The 24,438-nt window shown below is 58.0% G+C and carries 23 protein-coding genes; 18 read left to right on the forward strand and 5 right to left on the reverse strand.

Translation table 11 applies throughout. The features are described 5' to 3' along the window. Nucleotides 1–59 precede the first annotated feature (59 nt). Nucleotides 60–1,754 (reverse strand): lactate permease LctP family transporter, encoded by a 1,695-nt coding sequence (locus JFU58_RS13675; RefSeq protein ID WP_063033223.1) that lies wholly within the window; start codon nucleotides 1,752–1,754, stop codon nucleotides 60–62. A 261-nt stretch (nucleotides 1,755–2,015) separates the two neighbouring features. Between JFU58_RS13675 and JFU58_RS13680 the strand changes: the two genes are divergently transcribed. Further along, entirely contained in the window at nucleotides 2,016–2,783 is a 768-nt protein-coding gene (locus JFU58_RS13680; RefSeq protein WP_063033222.1) for an FCD domain-containing protein, read from the forward strand. Nucleotides 2,784–2,838: 55 nt separating this feature from the next. On the opposite strand, the gene smpB is transcribed toward JFU58_RS13680, so the two are convergent. Beyond that, entirely contained in the window at nucleotides 2,839–3,321 is a 483-nt protein-coding gene (gene smpB, locus JFU58_RS13685; RefSeq protein ID WP_017478553.1) for an SsrA-binding protein SmpB, read from the reverse strand. 167 nt (nucleotides 3,322–3,488) lie between these two features. Between smpB and JFU58_RS13690 the strand changes: the two genes are divergently transcribed. Continuing rightward, a complete protein-coding gene (locus tag JFU58_RS13690; RefSeq protein WP_003212236.1) occupies nucleotides 3,489–3,923 on the forward strand; it encodes a type II toxin-antitoxin system RatA family toxin in 435 nt (144 codons plus the stop codon). Further along, entirely contained in the window at nucleotides 3,916–4,230 is a 315-nt protein-coding gene (locus JFU58_RS13695) for an RnfH family protein (protein ID WP_063033220.1), read from the forward strand. The genes JFU58_RS13690 and JFU58_RS13695 overlap by 8 nt, the downstream gene beginning before the upstream one ends. A 62-nt stretch (nucleotides 4,231–4,292) precedes the next feature. Here the strand turns inward: JFU58_RS13695 and JFU58_RS13700 are convergent, their stop codons facing one another. Next, the gene (locus JFU58_RS13700) at nucleotides 4,293–4,820 is read right to left on the reverse strand and encodes an outer membrane protein assembly factor BamE (protein ID WP_017478555.1); all 528 of its coding nucleotides are present in this window, start codon (nucleotides 4,818–4,820) and stop codon (nucleotides 4,293–4,295) included. Nucleotides 4,821–4,918: 98 nt separating this feature from the next. On the opposite strand from JFU58_RS13700, the gene fur reads away from it, so the two are divergent. After that, entirely contained in the window at nucleotides 4,919–5,323 is a 405-nt protein-coding gene (gene fur / locus JFU58_RS13705) for a ferric iron uptake transcriptional regulator (RefSeq protein ID WP_003212228.1), read from the forward strand. Between the two features lie 96 nt (nucleotides 5,324–5,419). Here fur and recN read toward each other — a convergent pair whose 3' ends face one another. Next, entirely contained in the window at nucleotides 5,420–7,093 is a 1,674-nt protein-coding gene (gene recN, locus JFU58_RS13710; RefSeq protein WP_017478557.1) for a DNA repair protein RecN, read from the reverse strand. A gap of 253 nt (nucleotides 7,094–7,346) precedes the next feature. Between recN and grpE the strand changes: the two genes are divergently transcribed. The 8 genes from grpE (at nucleotide 7,347) to JFU58_RS13750 (ending at nucleotide 17,813) form a co-directional block, all read left to right on the forward strand. Beyond that, nucleotides 7,347–7,907, forward strand: coding sequence for a nucleotide exchange factor GrpE (gene grpE / locus JFU58_RS13715; RefSeq protein WP_003212224.1), 561 nt, complete (start codon nucleotides 7,347–7,349; stop codon nucleotides 7,905–7,907). Nucleotides 7,908–8,009: 102 nt separating this feature from the next. Then, nucleotides 8,010–9,926, forward strand: coding sequence for a molecular chaperone DnaK (gene dnaK, locus JFU58_RS13720; RefSeq protein ID WP_063033219.1), 1,917 nt, complete (start codon nucleotides 8,010–8,012; stop codon nucleotides 9,924–9,926). A gap of 316 nt (nucleotides 9,927–10,242) precedes the next feature. After that, complete coding sequence (gene dnaJ, locus JFU58_RS13725; protein ID WP_063033218.1) at nucleotides 10,243–11,367, forward strand: molecular chaperone DnaJ; 1,125 nt, start codon at nucleotides 10,243–10,245, stop codon at nucleotides 11,365–11,367. 10 nt (nucleotides 11,368–11,377) lie between these two features. Further along, on the forward strand, nucleotides 11,378–12,184 hold the full coding sequence (gene dapB, locus JFU58_RS13730) for a 4-hydroxy-tetrahydrodipicolinate reductase (protein ID WP_017478561.1): 807 nt from the start codon (nucleotides 11,378–11,380) through the stop codon (nucleotides 12,182–12,184). A 259-nt stretch (nucleotides 12,185–12,443) separates the two neighbouring features. After that, nucleotides 12,444–13,580: a glutamine-hydrolyzing carbamoyl-phosphate synthase small subunit gene (carA, locus tag JFU58_RS13735; protein WP_063033216.1), complete on the forward strand. Its 1,137-nt coding sequence runs from the start codon at nucleotides 12,444–12,446 to the stop codon at nucleotides 13,578–13,580. Between the two features lie 105 nt (nucleotides 13,581–13,685). Next, entirely contained in the window at nucleotides 13,686–16,907 is a 3,222-nt protein-coding gene (gene carB, locus JFU58_RS13740) for a carbamoyl-phosphate synthase large subunit (protein ID WP_201140931.1), read from the forward strand. Next, nucleotides 16,904–17,380: a transcription elongation factor GreA gene (greA, locus tag JFU58_RS13745; RefSeq protein ID WP_003212209.1), complete on the forward strand. Its 477-nt coding sequence runs from the start codon at nucleotides 16,904–16,906 to the stop codon at nucleotides 17,378–17,380. Before carB ends, greA begins: the two co-directional genes overlap by 4 nt. Before the next feature lie 28 nt (nucleotides 17,381–17,408). Continuing rightward, complete coding sequence (locus JFU58_RS13750) at nucleotides 17,409–17,813, forward strand: hypothetical protein (protein WP_063033215.1); 405 nt, start codon at nucleotides 17,409–17,411, stop codon at nucleotides 17,811–17,813. An 8-nt stretch (nucleotides 17,814–17,821) separates the two neighbouring features. On the opposite strand, the gene yhbY is transcribed toward JFU58_RS13750, so the two are convergent. Continuing rightward, complete coding sequence (gene yhbY / locus JFU58_RS13755; RefSeq protein WP_003212205.1) at nucleotides 17,822–18,130, reverse strand: ribosome assembly RNA-binding protein YhbY; 309 nt, start codon at nucleotides 18,128–18,130, stop codon at nucleotides 17,822–17,824. Nucleotides 18,131–18,235: 105 nt separating this feature from the next. On the opposite strand from yhbY, the gene rlmE reads away from it, so the two are divergent. From rlmE to secG, 6 genes are all read left to right on the forward strand, one after another. Further along, on the forward strand, nucleotides 18,236–18,886 hold the full coding sequence (gene rlmE / locus JFU58_RS13760) for a 23S rRNA (uridine(2552)-2'-O)-methyltransferase RlmE (protein WP_003212203.1): 651 nt from the start codon (nucleotides 18,236–18,238) through the stop codon (nucleotides 18,884–18,886). Nucleotides 18,887–19,086: 200 nt separating this feature from the next. Beyond that, the gene (gene ftsH / locus JFU58_RS13765; protein ID WP_017478564.1) at nucleotides 19,087–20,997 is read left to right on the forward strand and encodes an ATP-dependent zinc metalloprotease FtsH; all 1,911 of its coding nucleotides are present in this window, start codon (nucleotides 19,087–19,089) and stop codon (nucleotides 20,995–20,997) included. A gap of 8 nt (nucleotides 20,998–21,005) precedes the next feature. After that, complete coding sequence (folP, locus tag JFU58_RS13770; RefSeq protein ID WP_093201994.1) at nucleotides 21,006–21,857, forward strand: dihydropteroate synthase; 852 nt, start codon at nucleotides 21,006–21,008, stop codon at nucleotides 21,855–21,857. A gap of 16 nt (nucleotides 21,858–21,873) precedes the next feature. Then, on the forward strand, nucleotides 21,874–23,211 hold the full coding sequence (gene glmM / locus JFU58_RS13775) for a phosphoglucosamine mutase (protein WP_093201990.1): 1,338 nt from the start codon (nucleotides 21,874–21,876) through the stop codon (nucleotides 23,209–23,211). Nucleotides 23,212–23,277: 66 nt separating this feature from the next. Then, nucleotides 23,278–24,033: a triose-phosphate isomerase gene (gene tpiA / locus JFU58_RS13780; RefSeq protein ID WP_063033212.1), complete on the forward strand. Its 756-nt coding sequence runs from the start codon at nucleotides 23,278–23,280 to the stop codon at nucleotides 24,031–24,033. 4 nt (nucleotides 24,034–24,037) lie between these two features. Beyond that, nucleotides 24,038–24,421 (forward strand): preprotein translocase subunit SecG, encoded by a 384-nt coding sequence (secG, locus tag JFU58_RS13785; RefSeq protein ID WP_026078118.1) that lies wholly within the window; start codon nucleotides 24,038–24,040, stop codon nucleotides 24,419–24,421. The last annotated feature ends 17 nt before the right edge of the window (nucleotides 24,422–24,438 follow it).

Here is a 24,438-nt window from a genome sequence, read left to right on the forward strand (position 1 = left end):
AAATAGCTGACGCCGGAATCGCTGTCCGGCGTCGGTTCTTACCCTATTACGTGCAGGTCTTAGTGCACCAGCATACCGGTGAACCAGTAGGCCTGGGCCAAGGTAATCAGCCCGACAATCGTCGCGAAGAACAGGCTGTGCTTGAGGGTGAAGCGGAACAGGTCAGATTCCTTGCCCACCAGGCCAGTCGCGGCGCATGCCACGGCGATCGACTGCGGCGAGATCATCTTGCCGGTCACGCCGCCGCTGGTGTTCGCCGCCACCAGCAAGACGTCGTTGACGCCGATCTGGTGGGCGGTGGTTGCTTGCAGCGAGCTGAACAGCGCGTTGGACGAGGTGTCGGAACCCGTCAGAAACACACCGAGCCAGCCGAGGAACGGCGAGAAGAACGGGAATGCCGCGCCGGTAGCCGCCAGTACCAGGGCCATGGTCGATGACATACCCGAGTAGTTGGTGACGAAGGCAAAGGCCAGCACCATGCCGATGGACAGGATCGGCCAGCGCAGTTCATAAAAAGTTTCTTTCAAGGTGGTCAGACCAGTTTTGAAATCGATCTTCAGCACCAGCATCGATACCAGGGCGGAGAAGAAAATCGCCGTGCCGGTCGCGGAAATCGGATCCAGCTTGAATACCGCAGGGATGGCTGTTGGCGTAGCAACGATGGGCGCAACCTTGATCACCAGTTGATCCAGGTACGGAATCGCAAAGTTGAACACCGAGCTGTACATCGCGCCGCCAGCGGCGAACATCGCCTTGAACGGCTTCAGGGTCCAGATGGTGACCAGCACGGTCAGGATCAGGAACGGCGACCAGGCTTTGAAAATTTCCCCCAGGCTGTAAGGCGAAGCCAGGGTGTTGCGAGGCAGGCCAAAGCCACCGGCGCTGGCAGTGACAGCAGTGCCGGACGTTGCGCCAGCGATTTGCGCGCCGGCACTACGCTTGGGCTGCCAGACTTTCAGGAACAGGGTCAGGGAAATCAGGCTGGCCAGGGCCGAGGTGATGTCTGGCAGTTCCGGGCCGATGAAGTTCGAGGTGAAGAACTGGGTTACGGCGAAGCTCAGGCCCGCAACCAGTGCGGCTGGCCAGGTTTCCTTGACACCGCGCAGACCGTCCATCATGAACACCAGCCAGAACGGCACGAACAACGACAACAGCGGCAATTGGCGGCCGGCCATGGCGCCGATCTTGAACGCGTCGATGCCCGTCACTTGGCCGGCCACGATGATCGGAATCCCCAGCGCGCCGAACGCGACGGGTGCGGTGTTGGCAATCAAACACAGGCCGGCGGCGTACAGCGGGTTGAAGCCCAGTCCTACCAGCAATGCGGCAGTAATCGCCACCGGTGCGCCGAAGCCGGCCGCACCTTCCAGGAACGCGCCGAAGCAGAAGCCGATCAGCAGCACTTGTAGGCGCTGGTCGTCGGTAATCGACAGCACGGAGCTGCGGATGATCTCGAACTGGCCGCTCTTGACCGTCAGTTTGTAGAGGAATACGGCGGCGACGATGATCCAGGCGATGGGCCACAGGCCGTAGGCAAAGCCGTAACCGGCGGCGGCGAGCGCCATATCGACCGGCATCTGGAAGGCAAAGATCGCCACCAGGATCGACAGTGCCAAGGTGATGCTGCCCGCAACGTGGCCTTTGAGGCGAAACACCGCCAGGGCCAGGAAGAAAAATACGATGGGAATAACGGCGGCCAGTGCGGACAGGCCAAGGCTGCCGAGCGGGCTGTAGAGCTGTTGCCAGGTTTGCATATGGGGTGGCCCCTAATTGTTGTTGGTCAGGCACTGCTTTGGTGATTTGGATAATTGGTATTACCAATTTACAATCACCGTTGGCTAGGTTAAAAGCCTTCAGGGGGATGTGTCAATTTGCCGCTTGCGAATCTTTGGTCGTAGGTTGGCTTGAACGGATGCTGATCGGCTGAAACGAGGACGTTCTGATAGGTGCCGGATACACGGCAATAGGCCAGAATAGGGGCCCCGGCGAGTGGTCGGGATGGTGGAGAGTGAGTTATGGGGTTTGATCAGGTGCGTCAGCGCCGTTTGTCTGACGATATCGTCGAGCAGCTTGAGGGCATGATCCTTGAGGGCACGCTGAAGTCGGGCGAGCGCTTGCCGGCCGAGCGCGCACTGGCCGAGCAGTTCGGGGTGTCGCGTCCGTCGTTGCGTGAGGCGATCCAGAAGCTGGCGGCCAAAGGTTTGCTGATCAGCCGTCAGGGTGGTGGCAATTATGTGGTGGAGTCGCTGGGATCAACCTTCAGCGATCCGCTGCTGCATCTGCTGGAAAATAATCCCGAGGCTCAGCGCGATCTTCTGGAGTTTCGTCAGACGCTGGAAGCCTCGTGCGCGTATTACGCAGCGTTGCGTGCCACTGAGGTTGATCGCGAGCGGCTGACGGCAGCCTTCGAAGAGCTGCAGGATTGCTATACGCGGTCAGACGAAGTGAGCCGGGCGGAAGAGGGCGCGGCGGATGCGAGGTTTCACCTGGCCATCGCCGAGGCCAGCCATAACGCGGTATTGCTGCATACCATTCGCGGCCTGTTCGATCTGCTCAAGCGTAACGTGGTGACCAACATTGGTGGCATGTATCAGCAGCGTACCGAAACACGGGACATGCTGATCAATCAGCACCGTGATCTGTACCTGGCGATTATCGAAGGGCGTGCCGAGCAGGCGCGGGAGGTTTCAACACGTCACCTGCTGTATGTGCAGGAAGTGCTGGAAGAAGTGCGTCAGGAGGTTCAGCGCATGGCGCGGGCGGAGCGGCGCAAAGGGATCTAGCAATTGTTGTGGCTGAGGGAGCGGGCTCCCTCAGCCATATCAAGTCACAAGAAATTCAATCTTCCTTGCCCTTGTTACGCACGGCGCGCTGCAATTCCCGGTTGGAATCGCGTTCGCGCTCGGTGTCACGCTTGTCGTATTCCTTCTTGCCCTTGCCCAGTGCGATCTCGCACTTGACCAGGTGCTTGCTCCAGTACCACGACAGGCAAACGCAGGCGTAGCCTTTTTGCTGCACGGCAGCTTGGAGTTTTTCCAGCTCGCGAGCATTGAGCAGCAGCTTGCGCGTGCGCACCGGGTCGGCAATCACGTGGGTGCTGGCGGTCATCAGCGGCGTGATATGACTGCCGAGCAGCCATGCCTCACCGTCTTTGAGCAGCACGTAACTGTCGACCAGTTGCAGCTTGCTGGCACGCAGACTTTTTACTTCCCAGCCGGCCAGGACCAGACCAGCCTCGAACCGATGTTCGATGAAGTAATCGTGTCGCGCCTTTTTATTTTGCGCGATGGTCCCTGTTGGGTGTTTCTTTTGTTTAGCCATAGGGGCGGCATTATAGGGAGTTGCGAGCGCGTCGGCTACGGTCAACCTGCGTGCTTGAGCGTGTTGAATGAATCCCGGACAATGCAGGCTGGTTTTTGATTTTTTCTTTCGCGAATCCTGTTGTCCTTTCGCGATGTTTGCCGCTCAGCTGTGGAAATAACGCTCACATGACGACGCATATTCAACGTTCGGCCCTGTTGCCCTACCCGGCGCAGGCGCTCTATGACCTGGTCAACGACGTGGCGCGTTACCCGGAGTTCCTGCCTTGGTGTTCGACTGCCGAGGTGTTGGAGAGCAGTGATGAGCATATGGTTGCCAGCGTGGGGGTGGCAAAGGGCGGCTTGAGCCAGCACTTTGTCACGCGCAACACGCTGGTGCCCGGGCAGTCCATTGAGATGAATCTCGAAGAAGGCCCGTTCACTCAGTTGCATGGTGTGTGGGTGTTCAAGGCGTTGAACGAGAAGGCCTGCAAGATCAGCCTGGACCTGTCGTTCGATTATGCCGGCCCTATCGTGCGTGCCACCTTGGGCCCGTTGTTCAATCAAGCTGCCAATACCCTGGTGGACGCGTTCTGCCAACGCGCCAAGCAAATGCATGGCTGAGCCATTGGTTGAAATCGAGGTGGTGTACGCCGCGGTGGATCGCCAGGCGTTGATGAGCCTGGCAGTAGCGCCGGGCTGCAGCCTCAGGGCGGCGGTGTTGGGCTCGGGAATGGCTGCGCAATTCCCGGAGCTGAATCTGGAGAGTTGCCCTTTGGGAATTTTCGGCAAGGTGGTAGCGGACGCTGATGTGCGTGTTGTGCAGGCTGGAGATCGAATCGAGATCTACCGGCCGTTGTTGGCAGATCCGATGGAGATACGTCGCTTGCGTGCGGCGAAGGCTGCCAAGGCAAAACAGCAAAACCCATAGTTTGCTAAACAGCAGGCAACAAAAAGCCCGGCATGCCGGGCTTTTTATCGTGCGTTACAAACTTACTGCGGGCTCGAGTCCAGAGGTTCTGGAGTCGGCACTGGAACGGTTTGTACGCCGTCGACGCCTTTCTGGATCTCGTCCAGTAAGGAGCCAGGCTTGGCCGGTACTTCGGACTTCGGCTTCTCCTCGTTCTGCGCGGGCGCAGGAGCAGTGGTGCCGTTGTCCTTGCCCAGCAAGGCTTCATCGCGGCTTACGCCCGGTTTGAAGTCCCCCGACAGGCTGACGAGCTGGTCATTGCCATTGAAGATGACACTGACCCGCTCCTGCTGGCGTTCACCGCCACCAGGTTGGATGCTATAGAGATAATCCCAGCGATCGGCATGGAATGTGTCGGTCAGCAGGGGATTGCCCATGATAAACCGTACTTGCCGTCGGGTCATTCCCGGGCGTAACTGGTCTATCATGTCCTGCGTGACGACATTGCCCTGCTGGATGTCGATTTTGTAAACCCCGGGGAATGAACAACCGGCGAGTGCGAGCAGTCCCACAAAGGTGAAACTGGTTAGCAAGAGCTTGGTGTTTTGCATCGGTGGGCGACTTCCACTATCTTGGCTGGGACAACGTAAACGCCGATCATACCCGTATTAAGAGAAGCTGCGAAGCAGCATCCGCGAGAAAGCTAACCATGGTTGAAAATAGCGAACTACGCAAAGCCGGTCTTAAAGTGACTCTGCCACGAGTCAAGATTCTACAAATGCTCGATTCTGCTGAGCAGCGCCACATGAGTGCCGAGGATGTATACAAGGCGCTGATGGAGTCTAACGAGGACGTCGGCCTGGCCACGGTTTACCGTGTTCTGACCCAGTTTGAAGCAGCAGGACTGGTGGTTCGTCATAATTTCGACGGCGGTCATGCAGTGTTCGAATTGGCTGACGGCGGTCATCACGACCACATGGTTGACCTGGATACCAATGAGGTTATCGAGTTCACCAGTCCGGAAATCGAGAAGCTCCAGCACATGATTGCTGAGCAACATGGATTCGATTTGGTGGACCACAATCTGGTTCTCTACATACGTAAGAAAAAGTAAGAAAGCTACGCAGATTCGCTCTGCGAAACGATCGAAGGCGACCCTAGGGTCGCCTTCGTGCTTTCTATAGAAAGAAAATACTCAGTAAGCCAGGCTTCAGACCTTCGCGGTTACCACCATTTTCTTCGCGTGAGCCAAGGACTCCTTGGTCAGGTCAATGCCGCCGAGCATCCGTGCCACTTCTTCTACCCGTTCGGTCTTGTTCAGCTTGGACACGGCGGTATGGGTCGCATCGCTGCCACGTACCTTGTGCACGAACAAGTGTTGATGCCCTTGGGCAGCTACTTGTGGCAAGTGAGTAACGGTCAACACCTGACCACGATCGCCCAATCGGCGCAGCAGCTGGCCAACGATCTCGGCAGTCGGGCCGCCGATCCCGACGTCCACTTCATCGAATACCAGCGTTGGCACGCGTGAGGTCTGGGCGGTGATCACCTGGATCGCCAGGCTGATCCGTGACAGCTCGCCGCCGGACGCTACTTTTGCCAGTGCCTTCAATGGCTGGCCCGGGTTTGCGCTGACCAGCAGTTCTACCTGTTCAAGACCATTAGGCAGCAGCTCATTGCTGGTGTTGGTGTGCAGCTCGATGGTGAAGCGCCCGCCGGGCATTCCCAGGCGCTGGATCTCTTGTTCCACCGCGCTGGCCAGGCCCGTCGCCGCCTGATGGCGCAGGTCGCTGAGTTCTCGGGCTTTCTCTTGATAATGGCGAGCAAACGACGCTAGTTCTTCACCCAGCCGCTCGATGGATTCATCGTTGGCGTTCAGGGTTTCGATTTCATCCAGCAGCTTTTGCTGCATGGTTGCGACTTCGGTCGGCTGGATCCGGTGTTTGCGCGCCAAGGTATAGATGGTGTCCAGGCGCTCTTCTATATCTTGCAAGCGTGCCGGGTCGGCATCGAAATGATCGAGGAAGCGGTTCAGCTCGCCCACGGCTTCTTCTACCTGGATTTGCGCACTGGTCAGCAATGTGGTGGCTTCATTCAGTGATCCGGAGGCGTTGTTCACGCTGGACAGGCGATTGAGGCTGGCCGTCAGGGCGTTGAGCACATTGCCGGAATCACTTTCGCTGCACTGCTCCACCACTTGCCGGCAGATGCCCAGCAGGGTTTCGGCGTTGGTGAGGTTTTTGTGTTCCTGTTCCAGTTGCTCCAGTTCTGTCTCGCCGAGCCCCAGGCTTTCCAGCTCTTCCAGTTGGTAGCTGAGCAATTGGTGACGGGCGCGCTGCTCATCGCCGGAGTTGGAGAGACGCTCCAGTTCCTGGCGGGTCTGGCGCCAGCGCTGCGCAGCCAGTTGCACTTGGCGCGCAAGATCCGTGGCGCCGGCGTATTCGTCGAGGAGCCGGCGATGGGTATCGGTTTTCAGCAGGGACTGGTGTTCATGCTGGCTGTGGATGTCGATCAGCAGCTCGCCCAGGGCTTTCAAGTCGCCGAGGGGGCAGGGGGTGCCATTTATATAGCCGCGGGAGCGCCCTTCGGCAGTGATCACCCGGCGCAGGATGCACGGGCCTTCATTATTAAGGTCGCGCTCGGCAAGCCAAGCCTCGGCTTCCGGGATGTCGGCCAGGTCAAAGGTGGCGAGGATGTCGGCTTTGTCGGCGCCAGGGCGTACCACGCCGCTGTCGGCACGATCGCCCAGGGTCAGGCCCAGGGCGTCGAGCATGATCGACTTGCCGGCGCCGGTTTCGCCTGTGATTACGCTCATCCCGCGATCCAGTTCAAGATCCAGATGTTCAACGATGGCGTAGTTATGTACGGACAGGTGCACCAGCATGACGGCCGCTCCCAGGCTTTATGTCTGGTTATTTATACAGTGTTTTGTTTGAGGGTGACAATCCTGATGCTTAGTCCGATTTGCTTGAATAACTGTCTTTTTAAGTGCGACAGGGAATGATCGGGGGAAATTGATCCAGGACAAGTGAAAGACTTTTGGTAACGCCCCAGCCCTTGAACCTGAAAATTGTGGCCCCATATACCGGAACAGAAGCGCGAGTCGAGTTCGCGCATGATTTTGAAAGGAGAAATCTATGGCTGACGAACAGACGCAGGATACGCAAAATCCAGACGCCAACCAGGCCGCAGGTGAAGATCTGGCAGCTCGTGTGCAAGTGCTCGAAGAGCAATTGGCCGGCGCACAGGATCAATCGTTGCGTGTTGCCGCTGATCTGCAGAACGTCCGCCGCCGCGCCGAGCAGGATGTAGAAAAGGCTCACAAGTTCGCCCTGGAAAAATTTGCCGGTGATCTGCTGCCGATTATCGACAGCCTGGAACGTGGCCTTGAGTTGTCCAACCCGGACGACGAAAACATCCGCCCAATGCGCGAAGGGATCGAACTGACCCTGAAAATGTTCCAGGACACCCTGAAGCGTTATCAGTTGGAAGCCATCGATCCACAAGGCGGCGAGCCGTTCAATGCCGAGCATCATCAGGCGATGGCGATGCAGGAAAACGCTGATCTTGAGCCGAACAGCGTGTTGAAGGTGTTCCAGAAGGGTTACCAGCTCAACGGTCGCTTGCTGCGCCCGGCAATGGTTGTGGTGAGCAAGGCTCCTGCACCGGTTGCACCTTCTATTGATGAGCAGGCTTGAAATAAGTCGTAACGGCCCCATCTATAAGTCAAGCGTTTAAGTACTGCCGCAGTTAGCCACCACTGCTGTGGCAACAAAATCTAAGTTTCGGGAGAGTAAATCATGGGCAAAATTATCGGTATCGACCTGGGGACTACCAACTCCTGCGTCTCCGTGCTGGAAAACGGCGTATCCAAAGTTATTGAAAACGCCGAAGGCGCACGTACCACCCCGTCCATCGTGGCTTATGCCAACGACGGCGAAATCCTGGTTGGCCAGTCCGCCAAGCGTCAAGCTGTGACCAATCCGCATAACACCCTGTACGCGGTGAAGCGTCTGATCGGTCGTAAGTTCGACGAAGAAGTTGTACAGAAAGACATCAAGATGGTCCCGTACAAAATCGCCAAGGCTGACAACGGTGACGCCTGGGTTGAAGTGAACGGCCAGAAAATGTCGCCGCCACAAATCTCGGCTGAAATCTTGAAAAAGATGAAGAAAACCGCCGAAGACTACCTCGGTGAGGCCGTGACTGAAGCGGTGATCACCGTTCCGGCCTACTTCAACGACAGCCAGCGCCAGGCGACCAAAGACGCCGGCCGTATTGCTGGCCTGGACGTAAAACGTATCATCAACGAACCAACCGCAGCCGCTCTGGCCTACGGTATGGACAAGGCCAAGGGCGACCACACCGTGATCGTTTACGACCTGGGTGGCGGTACCTTCGACGTTTCCGTGATCGAAATCGCTGAAGTCGATGGCGAGCATCAGTTCGAAGTGTTGGCCACCAACGGTGACACGTTCCTGGGCGGTGAAGACTTTGACATTCGTCTGATCGACTACCTCGTTGACGAATTCAAGAAAGAAAGCGGCATGAACCTCAAAGGTGACCCGCTGGCCATGCAGCGCCTGAAAGAAGCCGCTGAGAAAGCCAAGATCGAACTGTCTTCGAGCAATTCGACCGACGTGAACCTGCCGTACATCACTGCAGATGCCACCGGTCCTAAGCACTTGAACGTGAAAATCTCCCGCGCCAAGCTGGAGTCGCTGGTAGAAGACCTGGTTCAACGCACCATCGAGCCTTGCCGCATTGCGCTGAAAGACTCGGGTATCGACGTTGGCGCGATCAACGACGTGATCCTGGTCGGCGGTCAGACCCGTATGCCACTGGTTCAGAAGCTGGTGACCGAGTTCTTCGGTAAAGAAGCACGTAAAGACGTGAACCCGGACGAAGCGGTTGCCATGGGTGCTGCCATCCAGGGCGCGGTATTGGCCGGCGACGTGAAAGACGTTCTGCTGCTGGACGTCAGCCCGCTGACCCTGGGTATCGAAACCATGGGTGGTGTGATGACTGCGCTGATCGAGAAAAACACCACGATTCCTACCAAGAAATCGCAAGTGTTCTCGACTGCCGACGACAACCAGGGCGCCGTGACCATTCACGTGCTGCAAGGTGAGCGTAAGCAAGCTGGTCAGAACAAGTCCCTGGGCAAGTTCGACCTGGCCGAGATTCCACCAGCACCACGTGGCGTGCCACAAATTGAAGTGACCTTCGACATTGACGCCAACGGCATCCTGCACGTAGGCGCCAAAGACAAGGCCACCGGCAAGACTCAGTCGATCGTGATCAAGGCAAACTCGGGTCTGTCCGAGGAAGAAATTCAGCAGATGATCCGTGATGCTGAAGCCAACGCTGACGAAGACCGCAAGTTCGAAGAGCTGGCCGCCGCCCGTAACCAGGGTGATGCACTGGTTCACTCGACTCGCAAAATGATCGCTGATGCTGGCGACAAAGTGACTGCCGAAGAGAAAACTGCAATCGAAGCTGCAGTGGTCGCCCTGGAAGCCGCCGTTAAAGGCGACGACAAGGCTGCTATCGAAGCCAAGGTTGAAGAGCTGTCGAAAGTCTCTGCGCCAGTGGCTCAGAAAATGTACGCCGAACAAGGCCAGCCGGCTGACGGTGCTGCACACCAGGCAGAACCTGAAGCCAAGCACGACGACGTTGTCGATGCGGAGTTCGAAGAAGTCAAAGACCAGAAGTAACTTGGTCGCCCGGTTGACCGCTCACAAGCGGTGACTGGTAGGATGTCGCCGCGCGGGAGCTTGCTCCCGCGTTGGCGTGTCTGGGGTACGCGAATTTTTACAGCATGCGACAACGCTCGGATGCTGGCGGTGTGATCGGGAATGCTCCTGCTTTCCGGACGACAGTCACCGCGTTTTTGGCCGGTTGCCGGCTGAAAGCAGTAACGACCAGGATCGTTGAATTGACGTGAGTTGGGTCCGGGCCTGTATTGGGGCTCAACGAGTTTGGCAAGACTCAGGAGGGTTTTGCCGAACGTCCTTAAGAGTGCAAAGACTTATGGCAAAGCGTGACTATTACGAAGTGTTGGGTGTGGAGCGCGGCTCCAGCGAGGCGGACCTGAAAAAGGCTTACCGTCGCCTGGCGATGAAGCACCACCCGGACCGTAATCCGGACAACAAAGAATCCGAAGAGCTGTTCAAAGAGGCCAATGAGGCCTACGAATGCCTGTGTGATCCTAACAAGCGTGCGGCGTACGATCAGTACGGCCATGCTGGTGTCGACCCAAGCATGGGCGGCGGCGGTGCAGGTTTTGGTGGTCAGAACTTCTCCGATATTTTCGGCGACGTGTTCAGCGACTTCTTTGGCGGGGGCCGTGGTGGCCAGCGTGGCGGTGCCCAGCGTGGCAGTGACTTGCGCTACACCCTGGAGCTGAACCTGGAAGAGGCGGTGCGTGGCACCAGCGTTAATATCCGCGTTCCGACGCTGGTCAATTGCAAGCCGTGCGACGGTTCGGGCGCCAAGAAAGGCTCTTCGCCGATCACTTGCCCGACTTGTGGCGGTATCGGCCAAGTGCGCATGCAGCAAGGCTTCTTCTCGGTGCAGCAAACCTGCCCGCGCTGCCATGGCCAGGGCAAGATCATTTCCGATCCGTGCGACTCGTGCCACGGCGAAGGGCGTGTCGAAGAGTACAAGACCCTCTCGGTGAAAGTGCCAGCGGGTGTTGATACCGGTGACCGCATTCGTCTGTCTGGTGAAGGCGAGGCGGGCACGCAGGGCGGCCCGACGGGCGACCTGTACGTGGTGATCAATGTGCGCGAGCACTCGATCTTCCAGCGCGACGGCAAGCATCTGTTCTGTGAAGTGCCGATCAGCTTTGTCGACGCGGCCCTGGGTGGCGAGCTTGAGATTCCGACGCTGGACGGTCGGGTCAAGCTGAAGATTCCGGAGGGCACGCAGACCGGCAAGCAGTTCCGTATCCGTGGCAAAGGCGTTGCGCCGGTGCGCGGTGGCGGTGCTGGCGACTTGATGTGTCGTGTGGCGGTAGAAACACCGGTGAATCTGGGGCGTCGTCAGCGCGAACTGTTGGAAGAGTTCCGCAGCTCCCTGGCCGGCGATGATACCCATTCGCCAAAGACCACTGGCTGGTTCGAAGGCGTAAAGCGTTTCTTCGGCGACCTGTAAGGAAGTGAGTATGCGACGTATCGCGGTGATGGGCGCTGCCGGGCGTATGGGCAAGACTCTGGTCGAGGCTGTGCAGGCCCGCTCGCCGGCCTCCGGGTTGACGGCGGCGATTGTTCGTCCCGGCAGCACCTTGATTGGTGCGGACGCGGGTGAGTTGGCGTCCCTGGGGCGGATCGGCGTATCGTTGTCCGGCAATCTGGAGCAGGTTGCCGACGAGTTCGACGTGCTGATCGACTTCACCCTGCCGGACGTGATGCTGAAAAACCTGGCGTTCTGCCGCAAGGCGGGCAAGGCCATGGTGATCGGCACGACCGGTCTGAGCGCTGAGCAAAAACAGCTGCTGGTGGAGGCGGGCAAGGATATTCCTATCGTGTTCGCGGCCAATTTCAGCGTCGGCGTCAATCTTTCGCTGAAGCTGCTCGACATGGCGGCGCGCGTGATGGGTGATGAGGCTGACATCGAGATCATCGAGACTCATCACCGGCACAAGATCGATGCGCCGTCGGGTACGGCGTTGCGCATGGGTGAGGCGATTGCCGATGCCCTTGGGCGGGATCTGTCGAAGGTGGCAGTGTATGGTCGTGAAGGTCATACCGGGGCTCGCGCCCATGACACCATCGGTTTTGCCACCGTTCGCGGCGGTGACGTGGTGGGCGATCACACCGTGCTGTTCGCGACCGAGGGTGAGCGTCTTGAGATTACCCACAAGGCGTCGAGCCGCATGACGTTCGCCAAGGGTGCTGTACGTGCGGCACTGTGGCTGGACGGTCGTACGCCGGCCTTGTACGACATGCGTGACGTGCTGGATCTGCATTAAGAAGTAGCTAAAACGGGGTCTCAGGAATATCCTAAGGCCCCGTTTTTACCCGCTAAGCGACGTCCTGTCGCATTCCCCTGCCTTTAAGGCTCATTAGCGGTGGACCAAAAAAGCCTTTTTCTGTAAGCTACAGCTTTAGTGTGTCCACTAAAAGCGCGCAGAATAATTCAGTGAAGAAGCGGGGTGACGTGTCCATACGTCACTCCGCTTTTTTACAACCTGCGATCGCCCTTTCAGGCTTTATTTACGGGAGGTCTTCTTGACTAAGCCAGCCATACTCGCCCTTGCTGATGGCAGCATTTTTCGCGGCGAAGCCATTGGAGCCGACGGTCAGACCGTTGGAGAGGTGGTGTTCAACACCGCCATGACCGGCTATCAGGAAATCCTTACTGATCCTTCCTACGCCCAACAGATCGTTACCCTGACCTATCCGCACATCGGCAACACCGGTACTACGCCGGAAGACGCCGAGTCTGATCGTGTCTGGTCGGCTGGCCTGGTCATCCGTGACCTGCCACTGGTAGCGAGCAACTGGCGTAACACGATGTCCCTGTCCGATTACCTGAAAGCCAACAACGTTGTGGCGATCGCCGGTATCGATACGCGTCGCCTGACACGCATCCTGCGTGAAAAAGGTTCGCAGAACGGCTGCATCATGGCCGGTGACAACATCTCCGAAGAAGCAGCGATTGCAGCGGCCCAAGGTTTCCCTGGCCTGAAAGGCATGGACCTGGCGAAAGTCGTCAGCACCAAGGAAAAGTACGAGTGGCGCTCCACTGTCTGGGACTTGAAGACCGACAGCCACGCGACCATCGAAGCTTCCGAGTTGCCGTACCACGTTGTGGCCTACGACTACGGTATCAAGCACAACATCCTGCGCATGCTGGTCGAGCGCGGTTGCCGCGTGACCGTGGTGCCGGCGCAAACCCCGGCCAGTGATGTACTGGCCTTGCAGCCGGACGGTGTGTTCCTGTCCAACGGCCCCGGTGACCCGGAGCCTTGCGATTACGCCATCAAGGCGATCAAGGAAGTGCTGGAAACCGAGATTCCGGTATTCGGTATCTGCCTCGGCCACCAGTTGCTGGCCCTGGCCTCCGGCGCCAAGACCCTGAAAATGGGCCACGGCCACCACGGTGCCAACCACCCGGTACAGGATCTGGACACTGGCATCGTGATGATCACCAGCCAGAACCACGGTTTTGCAGTGGATGAAGCGACCTTGCCGGGCAACGTCCGGGCGATTCACAAGTCGCTGTTCGACGGTTCCCTGCAAGGCATCGAGCGCACCGACAAGAGCGCGTTCAGCTTCCAGGGCCACCCTGAAGCAAGCCCGGGCCCGAACGACGTAGCGCCGCTGTTCGACCGTTTCATCAATGAGATGGCCAAGCGACGCTAAGTGAGCGGCCCGAGGGTGGCCCGGGAAACCGGCGGCCCCCTCGGGCTCTTCAAAGATTGTTCAAGACGGCTTGCCGACTGACCTGCGGATTTGAGTGACAAACCCATGCCAAAACGTACAGACATAAAAAGCATCCTGATTCTCGGCGCTGGCCCGATCGTGATCGGCCAGGCCTGCGAATTCGACTACTCCGGCGCCCAGGCCTGTAAAGCCCTGCGCGAAGAGGGCTATCGCGTCATCCTGGTGAACTCCAACCCGGCCACCATCATGACCGACCCGGACATGGCTGACGCCACCTACATCGAGCCGATCAAGTGGCAGACCGTTGCCAAGATCATCGAGAAAGAACGTCCGGACGCGTTGCTGCCAACCATGGGTGGCCAGACCGCCCTGAACTGCGCACTGGACCTGGAGCGCGAAGGCGTCCTGGAGAAGTTCGGCGTAGAGATGATCGGCGCCAATGCCGACACCATCGACAAGGCTGAAGACCGTTCGCGTTTCGACAAGGCCATGAAGTCCATCGGCCTTGACTGCCCGCGCTCCGGTATCGCCCACAGCATGGAAGAGGCCAATGCGGTCCTCGAGCGCCTGGGCTTCCCGTGCATCATCCGTCCGTCCTTCACCATGGGCGGCACCGGCGGCGGTATCGCTTACAACCGTGAAGAGTTCGAAGAAATCTGCGCCCGCGGCCTGGACTTGTCGCCGACCAAAGAGCTGCTGATCGACGAATCCCTGATCGGCTGGAAAGAATATGAGATGGAGGTTGTCCGCGATAAGAAGGACAACTGCATCATCGTCTGCTCGATCGAAAACTTTGACCCGATGGGCGTGCACACCGGTGACTCGATCACTGTTGCGCCAGCACAGACCCTGACGGACAAGGAATACCAGATCATGCGTAACGCCTCGTTGGCGGTATTGCGTGAGATCGGCGTGGAAACCGGTGGCTCCAACGTCCAGTTCGGCATCTGCCCGGACACTGGCCGCATGGTTGTGATCGAGATGAACCCGCGTGTATCGCGCTCTTCGGCGCTGGCATCGAAAGCTACCGGCTTCCCGATTGCGCGCATCGCCGCCAAGCTGGCGATCGGTTACACATTGGACGAGCTGCAGAACGAAATCACCGGCGGCGCAACGCCGGCCTCCTTCGAGCCGTCGATCGACTATGTCGTCACCAAGCTGCCACGCTTCGCTTTCGAGAAATTCCCGAAAGCCGACGCCCGCCTGACCACTCAGATGAAGTCGGTCGGTGAAGTCATGGCCATCGGCCGGACCTTCCAGGAGTCCCTGCAGAAAGCCCTGCGCGGCCTGGAAGTGGGTGTTTGCGGTCTGGATGAGAAGCTCGACCTGAGCAATCCGGAAAGCATGAGCGTGCTCAAGCGCGAGCTGACCGTGCCGGGTGCCGAGCGTATCTGGTACGTGGCCGATGCTTTCCGCGCCGGCATGACCGTCGAAGACATCTTCGGCATGAACATGATCGACCCGTGGTTCCTGGTGCAGATCGAAGATCTGATCAAGGAAGAAGAGAAGGTCAAGACCCTCGGCCTGTCCTCTATCGACCGCGACCTGATGTTCCGCCTCAAGCGCAAAGGCTTCTCCGACATGCGTTTGGCCAAGCTGCTGGGCGTGACCGAGAAGAACCTGCGCACCCATCGCCACAAGCTGGATATCTTCCCGGTCTACAAGCGCGTTGATACCTGCGCGGCCGAGTTCGCCACCGACACCGCGTATATGTACTCCACCTACGAGGAAGAGTGCGAAGCAGCGCCGTCGGGCCGCGAAAAAATCATGATCCTGGGTGGCGGTCCAAACCGTATCGGCCAGGGCATCGAGTTCGACTATTGCTGCGTACACGCCGCTCTCGCCCTGCGCGAAGACGGGTACGAGACCATCATGGTCAACTGCAACCCTGAAACTGTTTCCACCGACTACGACACCTCCGACCGTCTGTACTTCGAGCCGGTAACGCTGGAAGACGTACTGGAAATCTGCCGCGTCGAGAAGCCAAAAGGCGTGATCGTCCAGTACGGCGGCCAAACCCCGTTGAAACTGGCTCGCGCACTCGAAGCTGCTGGCGTACCGATCATCGGCACCAGTCCTGACGCTATCGACCGTGCTGAAGACCGTGAGCGCTTCCAGCAGATGGTTGAGCGCCTGAACCTGCGTCAGCCGCCAAACGCCACTGTGCGCAGCGAAGACGAAGCGATCCGCGCAGCCAGCAAGATCGGTTACCCGCTGGTGGTGCGTCCGTCCTACGTACTGGGCGGACGGGCGATGGAAATCGTCTACGAAGAAGACGAACTCAAGCGTTACCTGCGTGATGCGGTAAAAGTGTCCAACGACAGCCCGGTGCTGCTGGATCACTTCCTCAATTGCGCCATCGAGATGGACGTGGATGCGGTCTGCGACGGCACCGACGTGGTGATCGGCGCGATCATGCAGCATATCGAACAGGCTGGCGTTCACTCCGGTGACTCCGCTTGCTCGCTGCCGCCATACTCGCTGCCTGCGCACATCCAGGACGAGATGCGCGAACAGGTCAAGAAAATGGCCCTGGAACTGGGCGTGGTCGGCCTGATGAACGTACAGTTGGCGCTGCAAGGCGAAGACATCTACGTCATCGAAGTCAACCCGCGCGCCTCGCGTACCGTGCCGTTTGTTTCCAAGTGCATCGGTGTTTCCCTGGCGATGATTGCTGCCCGTGTGATGGCCGGCAAGACCTTGAAGGAAATCGGTTTCACCAAGGAAATCATTCCGAACTTCTACAGTGTGAAAGAGGCGGTGTTCCCATTCGCCAAATTCCCTGGCGTGGACCCGATCCTGGGCCCAGAGATGAAGTCCACCGGTGAAGTGATGGGCGTGGGCGATACCTTCGGTGAAGCATTCGCCAAAGCCCAGATGGGCGCCAGCGAAGTGCTGCCGACCGGCGGTACTGCGTTCATTAGCGTGCGCGATGATGACAAGCCACTGGTTGCAGGCGTGGCCCGTGATCTGATCAACTTGGGCTTCGAAGTCGTGGCTACTGCCGGGACCGCCAAGCTGATCGAGGCTGCCGGCCTGAAAGTACGTCGCGTGAACAAGGTGACGGAAGGCCGTCCACACGTGGTCGACATGATCAAGAATGACGAAGTCACCCTGATCATCAACACCACTGAAGGTCGTCAGTCGATCGCGGACTCCTACTCCATTCGTCGTAACGCCTTGCAGCACAAGATCTACTGCACCACTACCATTGCTGCTGGCGAAGCTATCTGCGAGGCGCTCAAGTTCGGTCCTGAAAAAACCGTGCGTCGCTTGCAGGATCTACACGCAGGATTGAAGGCATGATCAAATACCCAATGACCGTCCAGGGCGCAAAAGCCCTGGAAGAAGAACACGCCCACCTGACCAAGGTCGTCCGTCCGAAGCTGAGCCAGGACATCGGTACGGCCCGGGAATTGGGTGATCTGAAGGAAAACGCTGAATATCATGCTGCCCGCGAGCAGCAAGGTATGGTCGAGGCGCGGATCCGTGACATCGAAGGCCGCCTGCAGAACTCGGTGGTTATCGACGTCACGACCATCCCGCATACCGGCAAGGTGATTTTCGGCACCACCGTGGAAATCGCCAACGTCGAGACTGACGAAAGCGTGGTTTACCACATCGTGGGTGAAGACGAGGCCGACTTCAAACTCGGCAAGATCTCCGTCGGTTCGCCGCTGGCCCGCGCCTTGATTGCCAAGGAAGAGGGCGATGTGGTGGCCGTCAAGACGCCTGGTGGCGTGATCGAGTACGAGATTGTCGAAGTTCGTCACATCTGAAAGACGGCGCCCGCTTCGTGCGGGCGCCATGCTTTGGCAGTTTGCCCAGATGCTTTGGGTTGGCGGCCTATGGCTGTTACATATTGGTGTACTGCCGGCGCTGGGCCTGATTGGCCTGGCACCGTTGCTGATCGATGAGGTCAGCGGATTATTAAGCGCGTTGCTGGTGGGTTTTGCAGCGGCGTGCGTGACGCTTCAGGCGCTGGTGCTGATCAAGGCCGAAGGCTTGGAGAGTATGTGGCGGGATATTCGCGGGCAACTGCTGTTGATGGCGCTGTATGCGTGCGCGATGTTTTGCGTGGTACGCATCTTTCTGCCGGAAGCGTTGCGCTGGCAGCTGTTCAGCTATCTTGTGCTAGGGTTTTCCGGATTGGTGCTGGTTGTACAGCCGGCGCCAGGATGGAGTGGCAGGGCGTGCGAAACACGCCCTTGACCCTTGTTTCACTTGAAGCGGTGTACGTTCGACAGTTGCTTGTTGGCGCTGAAGTTCTTGCGATACAGCAGTGCCATCTTGCCGATGACCTGAACCAGGTCCGCTTTGCCAGCCTTGCACAGTTCTGCAATGGCTGCCAGGCGCGCCTCGCGATCAAGGATGCTGACCTTGATCTTGATCAGCTCGTGATCGCCCAATGCGCGTTCAAGTTCGGCTAACACACCTTCAGTCAAACCGTTGTCAGCCACAATCAAAACTGGTTTCAGATGGTGGCCAATGGATTTGTACTGTTTCTTCTGCTCTTGAGTGAGCGGCATAATCTGACCCCTGCGTCTGATCTTGTAAAAAGCGGCGGCCAGTTTACCCGAGCGAGTCCGGGACCGCCCAGTTAATCACGACCCGTTTTATTTTCGAGGTGGCCCGTGGCCCGTTCCAAAACTAGCCTTAAGTGGCTGCAAGAGCATTTCAACGACCCTTACGTCAAAATGGCGCAAAAGGATGGCTACCGTTCCCGGGCCAGCTACAAGCTGCTGGAGATCCAGGAAAAGGACAAGTTGATCCGTCCTGGCATGAGTGTTATCGACCTGGGTGCCGCCCCGGGTGGCTGGTCCCAGGTGACCAGTCGTCTGATTGGTGGGCAAGGTCGTTTGATCGCTTCCGATATTCTGGAAATGGACAGCATCCCCGACGTGACCTTTGTTCACGGCGATTTTACCCAGGATGAAGTACTGGCACAGATCCTGGAAGCCGTCGGAAATTCGCAGGTAGACCTTGTGATTTCCGATATGGCCCCCAATATGAGTGGATTACCGGCTGTTGATATGCCGCGAGCCATGTTCCTGTGCGAATTGGCACTGGATCTGGCGGGACGGGTACTGCGTCCGGGTGGTGACTTCTTGGTCAAGGTCTTCCAGGGTGAAGGCTTCGACGAGTATCACAAGAACATCCGCAAGCTGTTCGACAAGGTACAGACACGCAAGCCTGACTCTTCCCGGGACAGGTCCCGTGAGCAGTATTTGCTGGGTCGCGGGTTCCGTGGCATTGAAGGCGCTGCCAGTGAAGAGCGTTTTTGAGAAATTTGACGGAGGCGATAGGTTTTTTTATATCGCTTTCGTCACGAAGCTTTACGAATATTGTGTAGTCAAAGTTTCACAAAGGGTTACAGACGGCGCCTGCCAGAGTTGTAGGTAATGTAGTAAGTTAGGCCGGTGAATATCATGCGAAGCACGCGCCAGTAGCGGAGCTTGCTTCAGAGGGTAGTTAATTGAACGATATGGCAAAGAATCTGATCCTGTGGTTGATCATCGCGGCTGTCCTCGTGACGGTGATGAACAACTTCTCCAGCCCTAACGAGCCGCAGACCCTCAACTATTCCGACTTCATCCAGCAAGTTAAGGATGGCAAGGTCGAGCGCGTAGCAGTTGATGGCTACGTGATTACCGGCAAACGCAACGATGGCGACAGCTTCAAGACCATCCGTCCGGCAATCCAGGACAATGGCCTTATCGGCGACCTGGTGGATAACCACGTAGTCGTCGAAGGCAAGCAGCCTGAGCAGCAGAGCATCTGGACCCAGCTTCTGGTGGCCAGCTTCCCGATCCTGGTGATCATCGCCGTGTTCATGTTCTTCATGCGCCAGATGCAAGGTGGTGCGGGAGGCAAGGGCGGGCCGATGAGTTTCGGCAAGAGCAAGGCGCGCCTGCTCTCCGAAGACCAGGTGAAAACTACCCTGGCTGACGTTGCCGGTTGCGACGAAGCCAAGGAAGAAGTGGGCGAACTGGTTGAATTCCTGCGTGATCCGGGCAAGTTCCAGCGCCTGGGTGGTCGTATTCCTCGCGGTGTGCTGATGGTTGGCCCGCCAGGTACCGGTAAAACCCTGTTGGCCAAGGCCATTGCCGGCGAAGCCAAAGTACCCTTCTTCACCATTTCCGGTTCCGACTTCGTCGAAATGTTCGTCGGTGTCGGTGCCAGCCGTGTTCGCGATATGTTCGAACAGGCGAAGAAACATGCGCCCTGCATCATCTTCATCGATGAAATCGACGCCGTTGGTCGCCACCGTGGCGCTGGCATGGGTGGCGGTCATGATGAGCGTGAGCAGACTCTTAACCAGTTGCTGGTTGAGATGGACGGTTTCGAAATGAATGACGGCATCATCGTAATCGCCGCAACCAACCGTCCAGACGTGCTCGACCCTGCGCTGCTGCGTCCGGGCCGTTTCGACCGCCAGGTTGTGGTCGGTCTGCCGGACATTCGTGGTCGTGAACAAATTCTGAAAGTGCACATGCGCAAAGTGCCAATGGGCGACGACGTGGCTCCGGCCGTGATTGCCCGTGGTACTCCAGGCTTCTCCGGTGCCGACCTTGCCAACCTGGTGAACGAAGCGTCGCTGTTCGCTGCCCGTACCGGCAAGCGCATTGTTGAAATGAAAGAGTTCGAGCTGGCGAAAGACAAGATCATGATGGGCGCCGAGCGCAAATCCATGGTCATGTCCGAGAAAGAGAAGCAGAACACTGCCTATCATGAGGCTGGTCACGCCATTGTTGGTCGCGTCGTGCCTGAGCATGACCCTGTCTACAAAGTATCGATCATTCCGCGTGGCCGGGCGCTGGGCGTCACCATGTTCCTGCCGGAAGAGGATCGCTACAGCCTCTCCAAGCGCGCCTTGATCAGCCAGATCTGCTCGCTGTATGGCGGCCGGATCGCGGAAGAGATGACCTTGGGCTTTGATGGTGTTACCACCGGCGCCTCCAACGACATCATGCGTGCGAGCCAGATTGCACGGAACATGGTGACCAAGTGGGGGCTGTCGGAAAAACTCGGTCCTTTGATGTATGCCGAGGAAGAAGGCGAAGTATTCCTGGGTCGCGGTGGTGGCGGTCAAGCTGCCAGCTTCTCCGGTGAGACAGCCAAGCTGATCGACTCCGAAGTGCGCAGCATCATTGACCAGTGCTACGGCACGGCCAAGCAGATCCTCACCGATAACCGCGACAAGCTCGACGCCATGGCTGACGCCCTGATGAAGTACGAGACCATTGATGCCGATCAGATCGACGACATCATGGCCGGCCGTACGCCTCGCGAGCCTCGCGATTGGGAAGGTGGTTCGGGTACTTCGGGCACGCCTCCAGTGGTGCAGAACGAACGCCCTGAAGCCCCAATCGGCGGCCCGGCTGCTGACCATTAAGGTTTGAAATGACTTCTGCGTTGTCCTCGACCCGGTTGCCTTGCGGCAGCCGGGTTCTTGATTTGGCCCGTACGCACGTGATGGGCATTCTTAACGTTACCCCTGACTCCTTTTCCGATGGCGGTCGCTTCAGTCAGCTTGATGCTGCGTTGCGCCACGCGGAAGCCATGGTGGCTGCCGGGGCGACCTTGATTGACGTGGGCGGCGAGTCGACCCGTCCCGGGGCTCGCGCGGTTTCTCCCCTTGAGGAATTGGAGCGTGTAGCGCCGATTGTCGAGCGCATCCATCGAGAGCTTGATGTCATCATTTCTGTCGACACCTCGACACCGGCCGTCATGCGTGAAACCGCGCGGCTGGGTGCAGGGTTGATCAACGATGTGCGCTCCCTGCAGCGTGATGGTGCTCTGGATGCAGCTGCCGCAACGGGGTTGCCGGTTTGCCTGATGCATATGCTCGGTGAGCCGGGCACGATGCAGGACGACCCGCATTACGACAACCTGGTCGGTGAAGTGAAAGATTTCCTTGTCGAGCGCATGGCTCAATGCGCCGCAGTGGGGATTGCCCCCGAGCGGATAATCCTCGATCCGGGATTTGGTTTTGCCAAAACCTTGCAGCACAATTTAAGCCTGTTCAAGCATATGGAATCCCTGCATGCCCTTGGTCGCCCTTTGTTGGTCGGGGTTTCGCGTAAGAGCATGATAGGTCTGGCGTTGAATCGTCCGGTGGGTGAGCGGCTGCATGGCGGCCTGGCACTTGCGGCACTTGCTGTGGTCAAGGGTGCACGTATCTTGCGCGTCCATGACGTGGCCGAGACGATAGATGTAGTGCGGATGATCGCAGCGGTTGAATCAGCCGAATAAGAATGATGGAGCACTTATGACTAAAAAGTATTTTGGTACCGATGGCATTCGCGGTCGGGTCGGCGAATTCCCGATTACTCCCGATTTCATGCTCAAGCTGGGCTGGGCCGCCGGCATGGCGTTCCGCAGCATGGGTGCCTGCCGCATCCTGGTGGGGAAGGACACGCGTATCTCGGGTTACATGTTTGAGTCCGCGCTGGAGGCAGGGCTGTCCGCTGCCGGCGCTGATGTGATGCTGTTGGGGCCGATGCCTACGCCAGCGATCGCTTACCTGACGCGTACCTTTCACGCTGAGGCCGGTATCGTGATCAGCGCTTCGCACAATCCTCACGATGACAACGGCATCAAGTTCTTCTCGGGCCAGGGCACCAAGCTGCCGGACGAGATTGAGCACATGATCGAAGAATTGCTCGATGCGCCGATGACGGTCGTCGAGTCGAGCAAGCTGGGCAAGGTTTCGCGGATTAACGACGCCTCTGGTCGTTACATCGAATTCTGCAAAAGCAGCGTGCCAAGCAGTACCAATTTTGCCGGGCTGAAAGTCGTCATCGACTGTGCTCACGGCGCGACCTACAAAGTAGCGCCGAGTGTGTTCAAGGAGCTTGGCGCAGACGTTACTGTGCTGTCGGCTCAGCCCAATGGTTTGAACATCAACGACAATTGCGGCTCGACCCATATGGGGCAATTGCAGGCGGCTGTCCTGGCTGAGCATGCCGACTTGGGTATCGCGTTCGATGGTGATGGTGATCGGGTATTGATGGTCGACCATACGGGCGCAATCGTTGATGGCGACGACCTGTTGTTCATCATTGCTCGCGACTTGCACGAGCGTAACAAGCTGCAAGGCGGTGTCGTCGGCACCCTGATGAGCAATCTTGGCCTGGAGCTGGCCCTGGCAGATCTGAGTATTCCGTTTGTGCGCGCCAATGTCGGTGATCGCTACGTGATCGCTGATCTGCTGGAGCGTAATTGGCAGGTGGGTGGTGAAAACTCCGGGCATATCGTCTGCTTCCAGCACACGACTACCGGGGATGCGATCATCGCGGCGCTGCAGGTGCTGCTGGCGCTGCGTCGTCGCGAAGAAAGCCTGGCCCAGGCACGGCAGGCGCTGCGCAAGTGCCCTCAAGTACTGCTCAACGTGCGCTTTGCAGGTGGTGACAACCCTATCGAGCATCCTGCGGTGAAAGAGGCCAGCGAGCGCGTCACTGCCGCCATGGCGGGTCGTGGCCGGGTCTTGTTGCGCAAGTCGGGCACAGAGCCTCTGGTGCGTGTCATGGTCGAAGGCGAGGACGAAACACAGGTTCGCGGCTATGCCGAAGAGCTGGCAAAACTGGTAACTGAAGTTTGCGCCTGAATTCGGCTTGCCAGTGATGATGTGGTTGGGTAACATCTGCGCCCACTTTGACCGACGAGGTACAGCATGCGTCGCACTATGGTAGCTGGTAACTGGAAGATGCACGGTACCCGCGCCAGTGTCGCTGAGCTGATCAACGGCCTTCGTCACTTGGCCTTGCCTAGCGGTGTTGATGTCGCGGTATTCCCGCCTTGCTTGTATATCAATCAAGTGATTGATGGCTTGAAAGGTAAGTCGATTCAGGTCGGCGCGCAGAACTCTGCGGTGGAATCCATGCAAGGTGCGTTGACCGGTGAGATTGCGCCGAGTCAGCTGGTTGATGCGGGTTGTTCCCTGGTGCTTGTTGGGCACTCCGAGCGCCGTCAGATCATGGGCGAGCGTGATGGGACACTCAATCGCAAATTCGCGGCGGCACAGGCTTGTGGCTTGATTCCGGTGCTGTGCATAGGGGAGACCCTTGAGCAGCGTGAGTCCGGTAAAACTCTTGAGGTTGTCGGGCGTCAGCTGGGCAGCATCATCGAGGAGCTGGGAGTCGGTGCCTTTGCAAATGCAGTAATCGCTTACGAGCCGGTCTGGGCCATTGGTACCGGGCTGACTGCTTCACCGCAACAGGCGCAGGATGTGCACGCAGCCATCCGCGCGCAGTTGGCGGCAGAGAATTCTGAGGTCGCACGAGGTGTGCGGCTTCTATACGGCGGCAGCGTGAAGGCGGCCAATGCGGTCGAACTGTTCGGCATGCCGGATATCGATGGGGGGCTCATTGGTGGAGCTTCCCTGAATGCAGATGAGTTCGGTGCGATTTGTCGCGCCGCGGGAAACTGAAAAAATGCTGGAAACAGTCATCGTTGTTTTTCATCTGCTGGGTGCACTGGGCGTAGTTGCTCTGGTTTTGCTGCAGCAGGGTAAAGGTGCGGACGCTGGTGCGTCTTTCGGGGCAGGTGCTTCAAATACTGTGTTCGGAAGCCAAGGTTCCTCTACCTTTCTTAGTAAGTTTACTGCTATACTTGCCGCCGGTTTCTTCATAACCAGCTTGGGGTTAGGTTACTTTGCTAAAGAGAAAGCTCATGTGCTGACTCAAGTAGGTCTCCCAAACCCAGCAGTGTTGGAAGTACCAAAAGCAAAACCGGCTTCTGATGATGTCCCGGTGCTTCAAGAGCAAAAGTCGGCTACTCCAGCGACTGACGTACCTCCAGCTCAAGAGCAGAAGTAAGAAGGTTGTAAACGCTG

Source organism: Pseudomonas sp. TH34 (assembly GCF_016650865.1).
GTDB lineage: Bacteria > Pseudomonadota > Gammaproteobacteria > Pseudomonadales > Pseudomonadaceae > Aquipseudomonas > Aquipseudomonas yamanorum.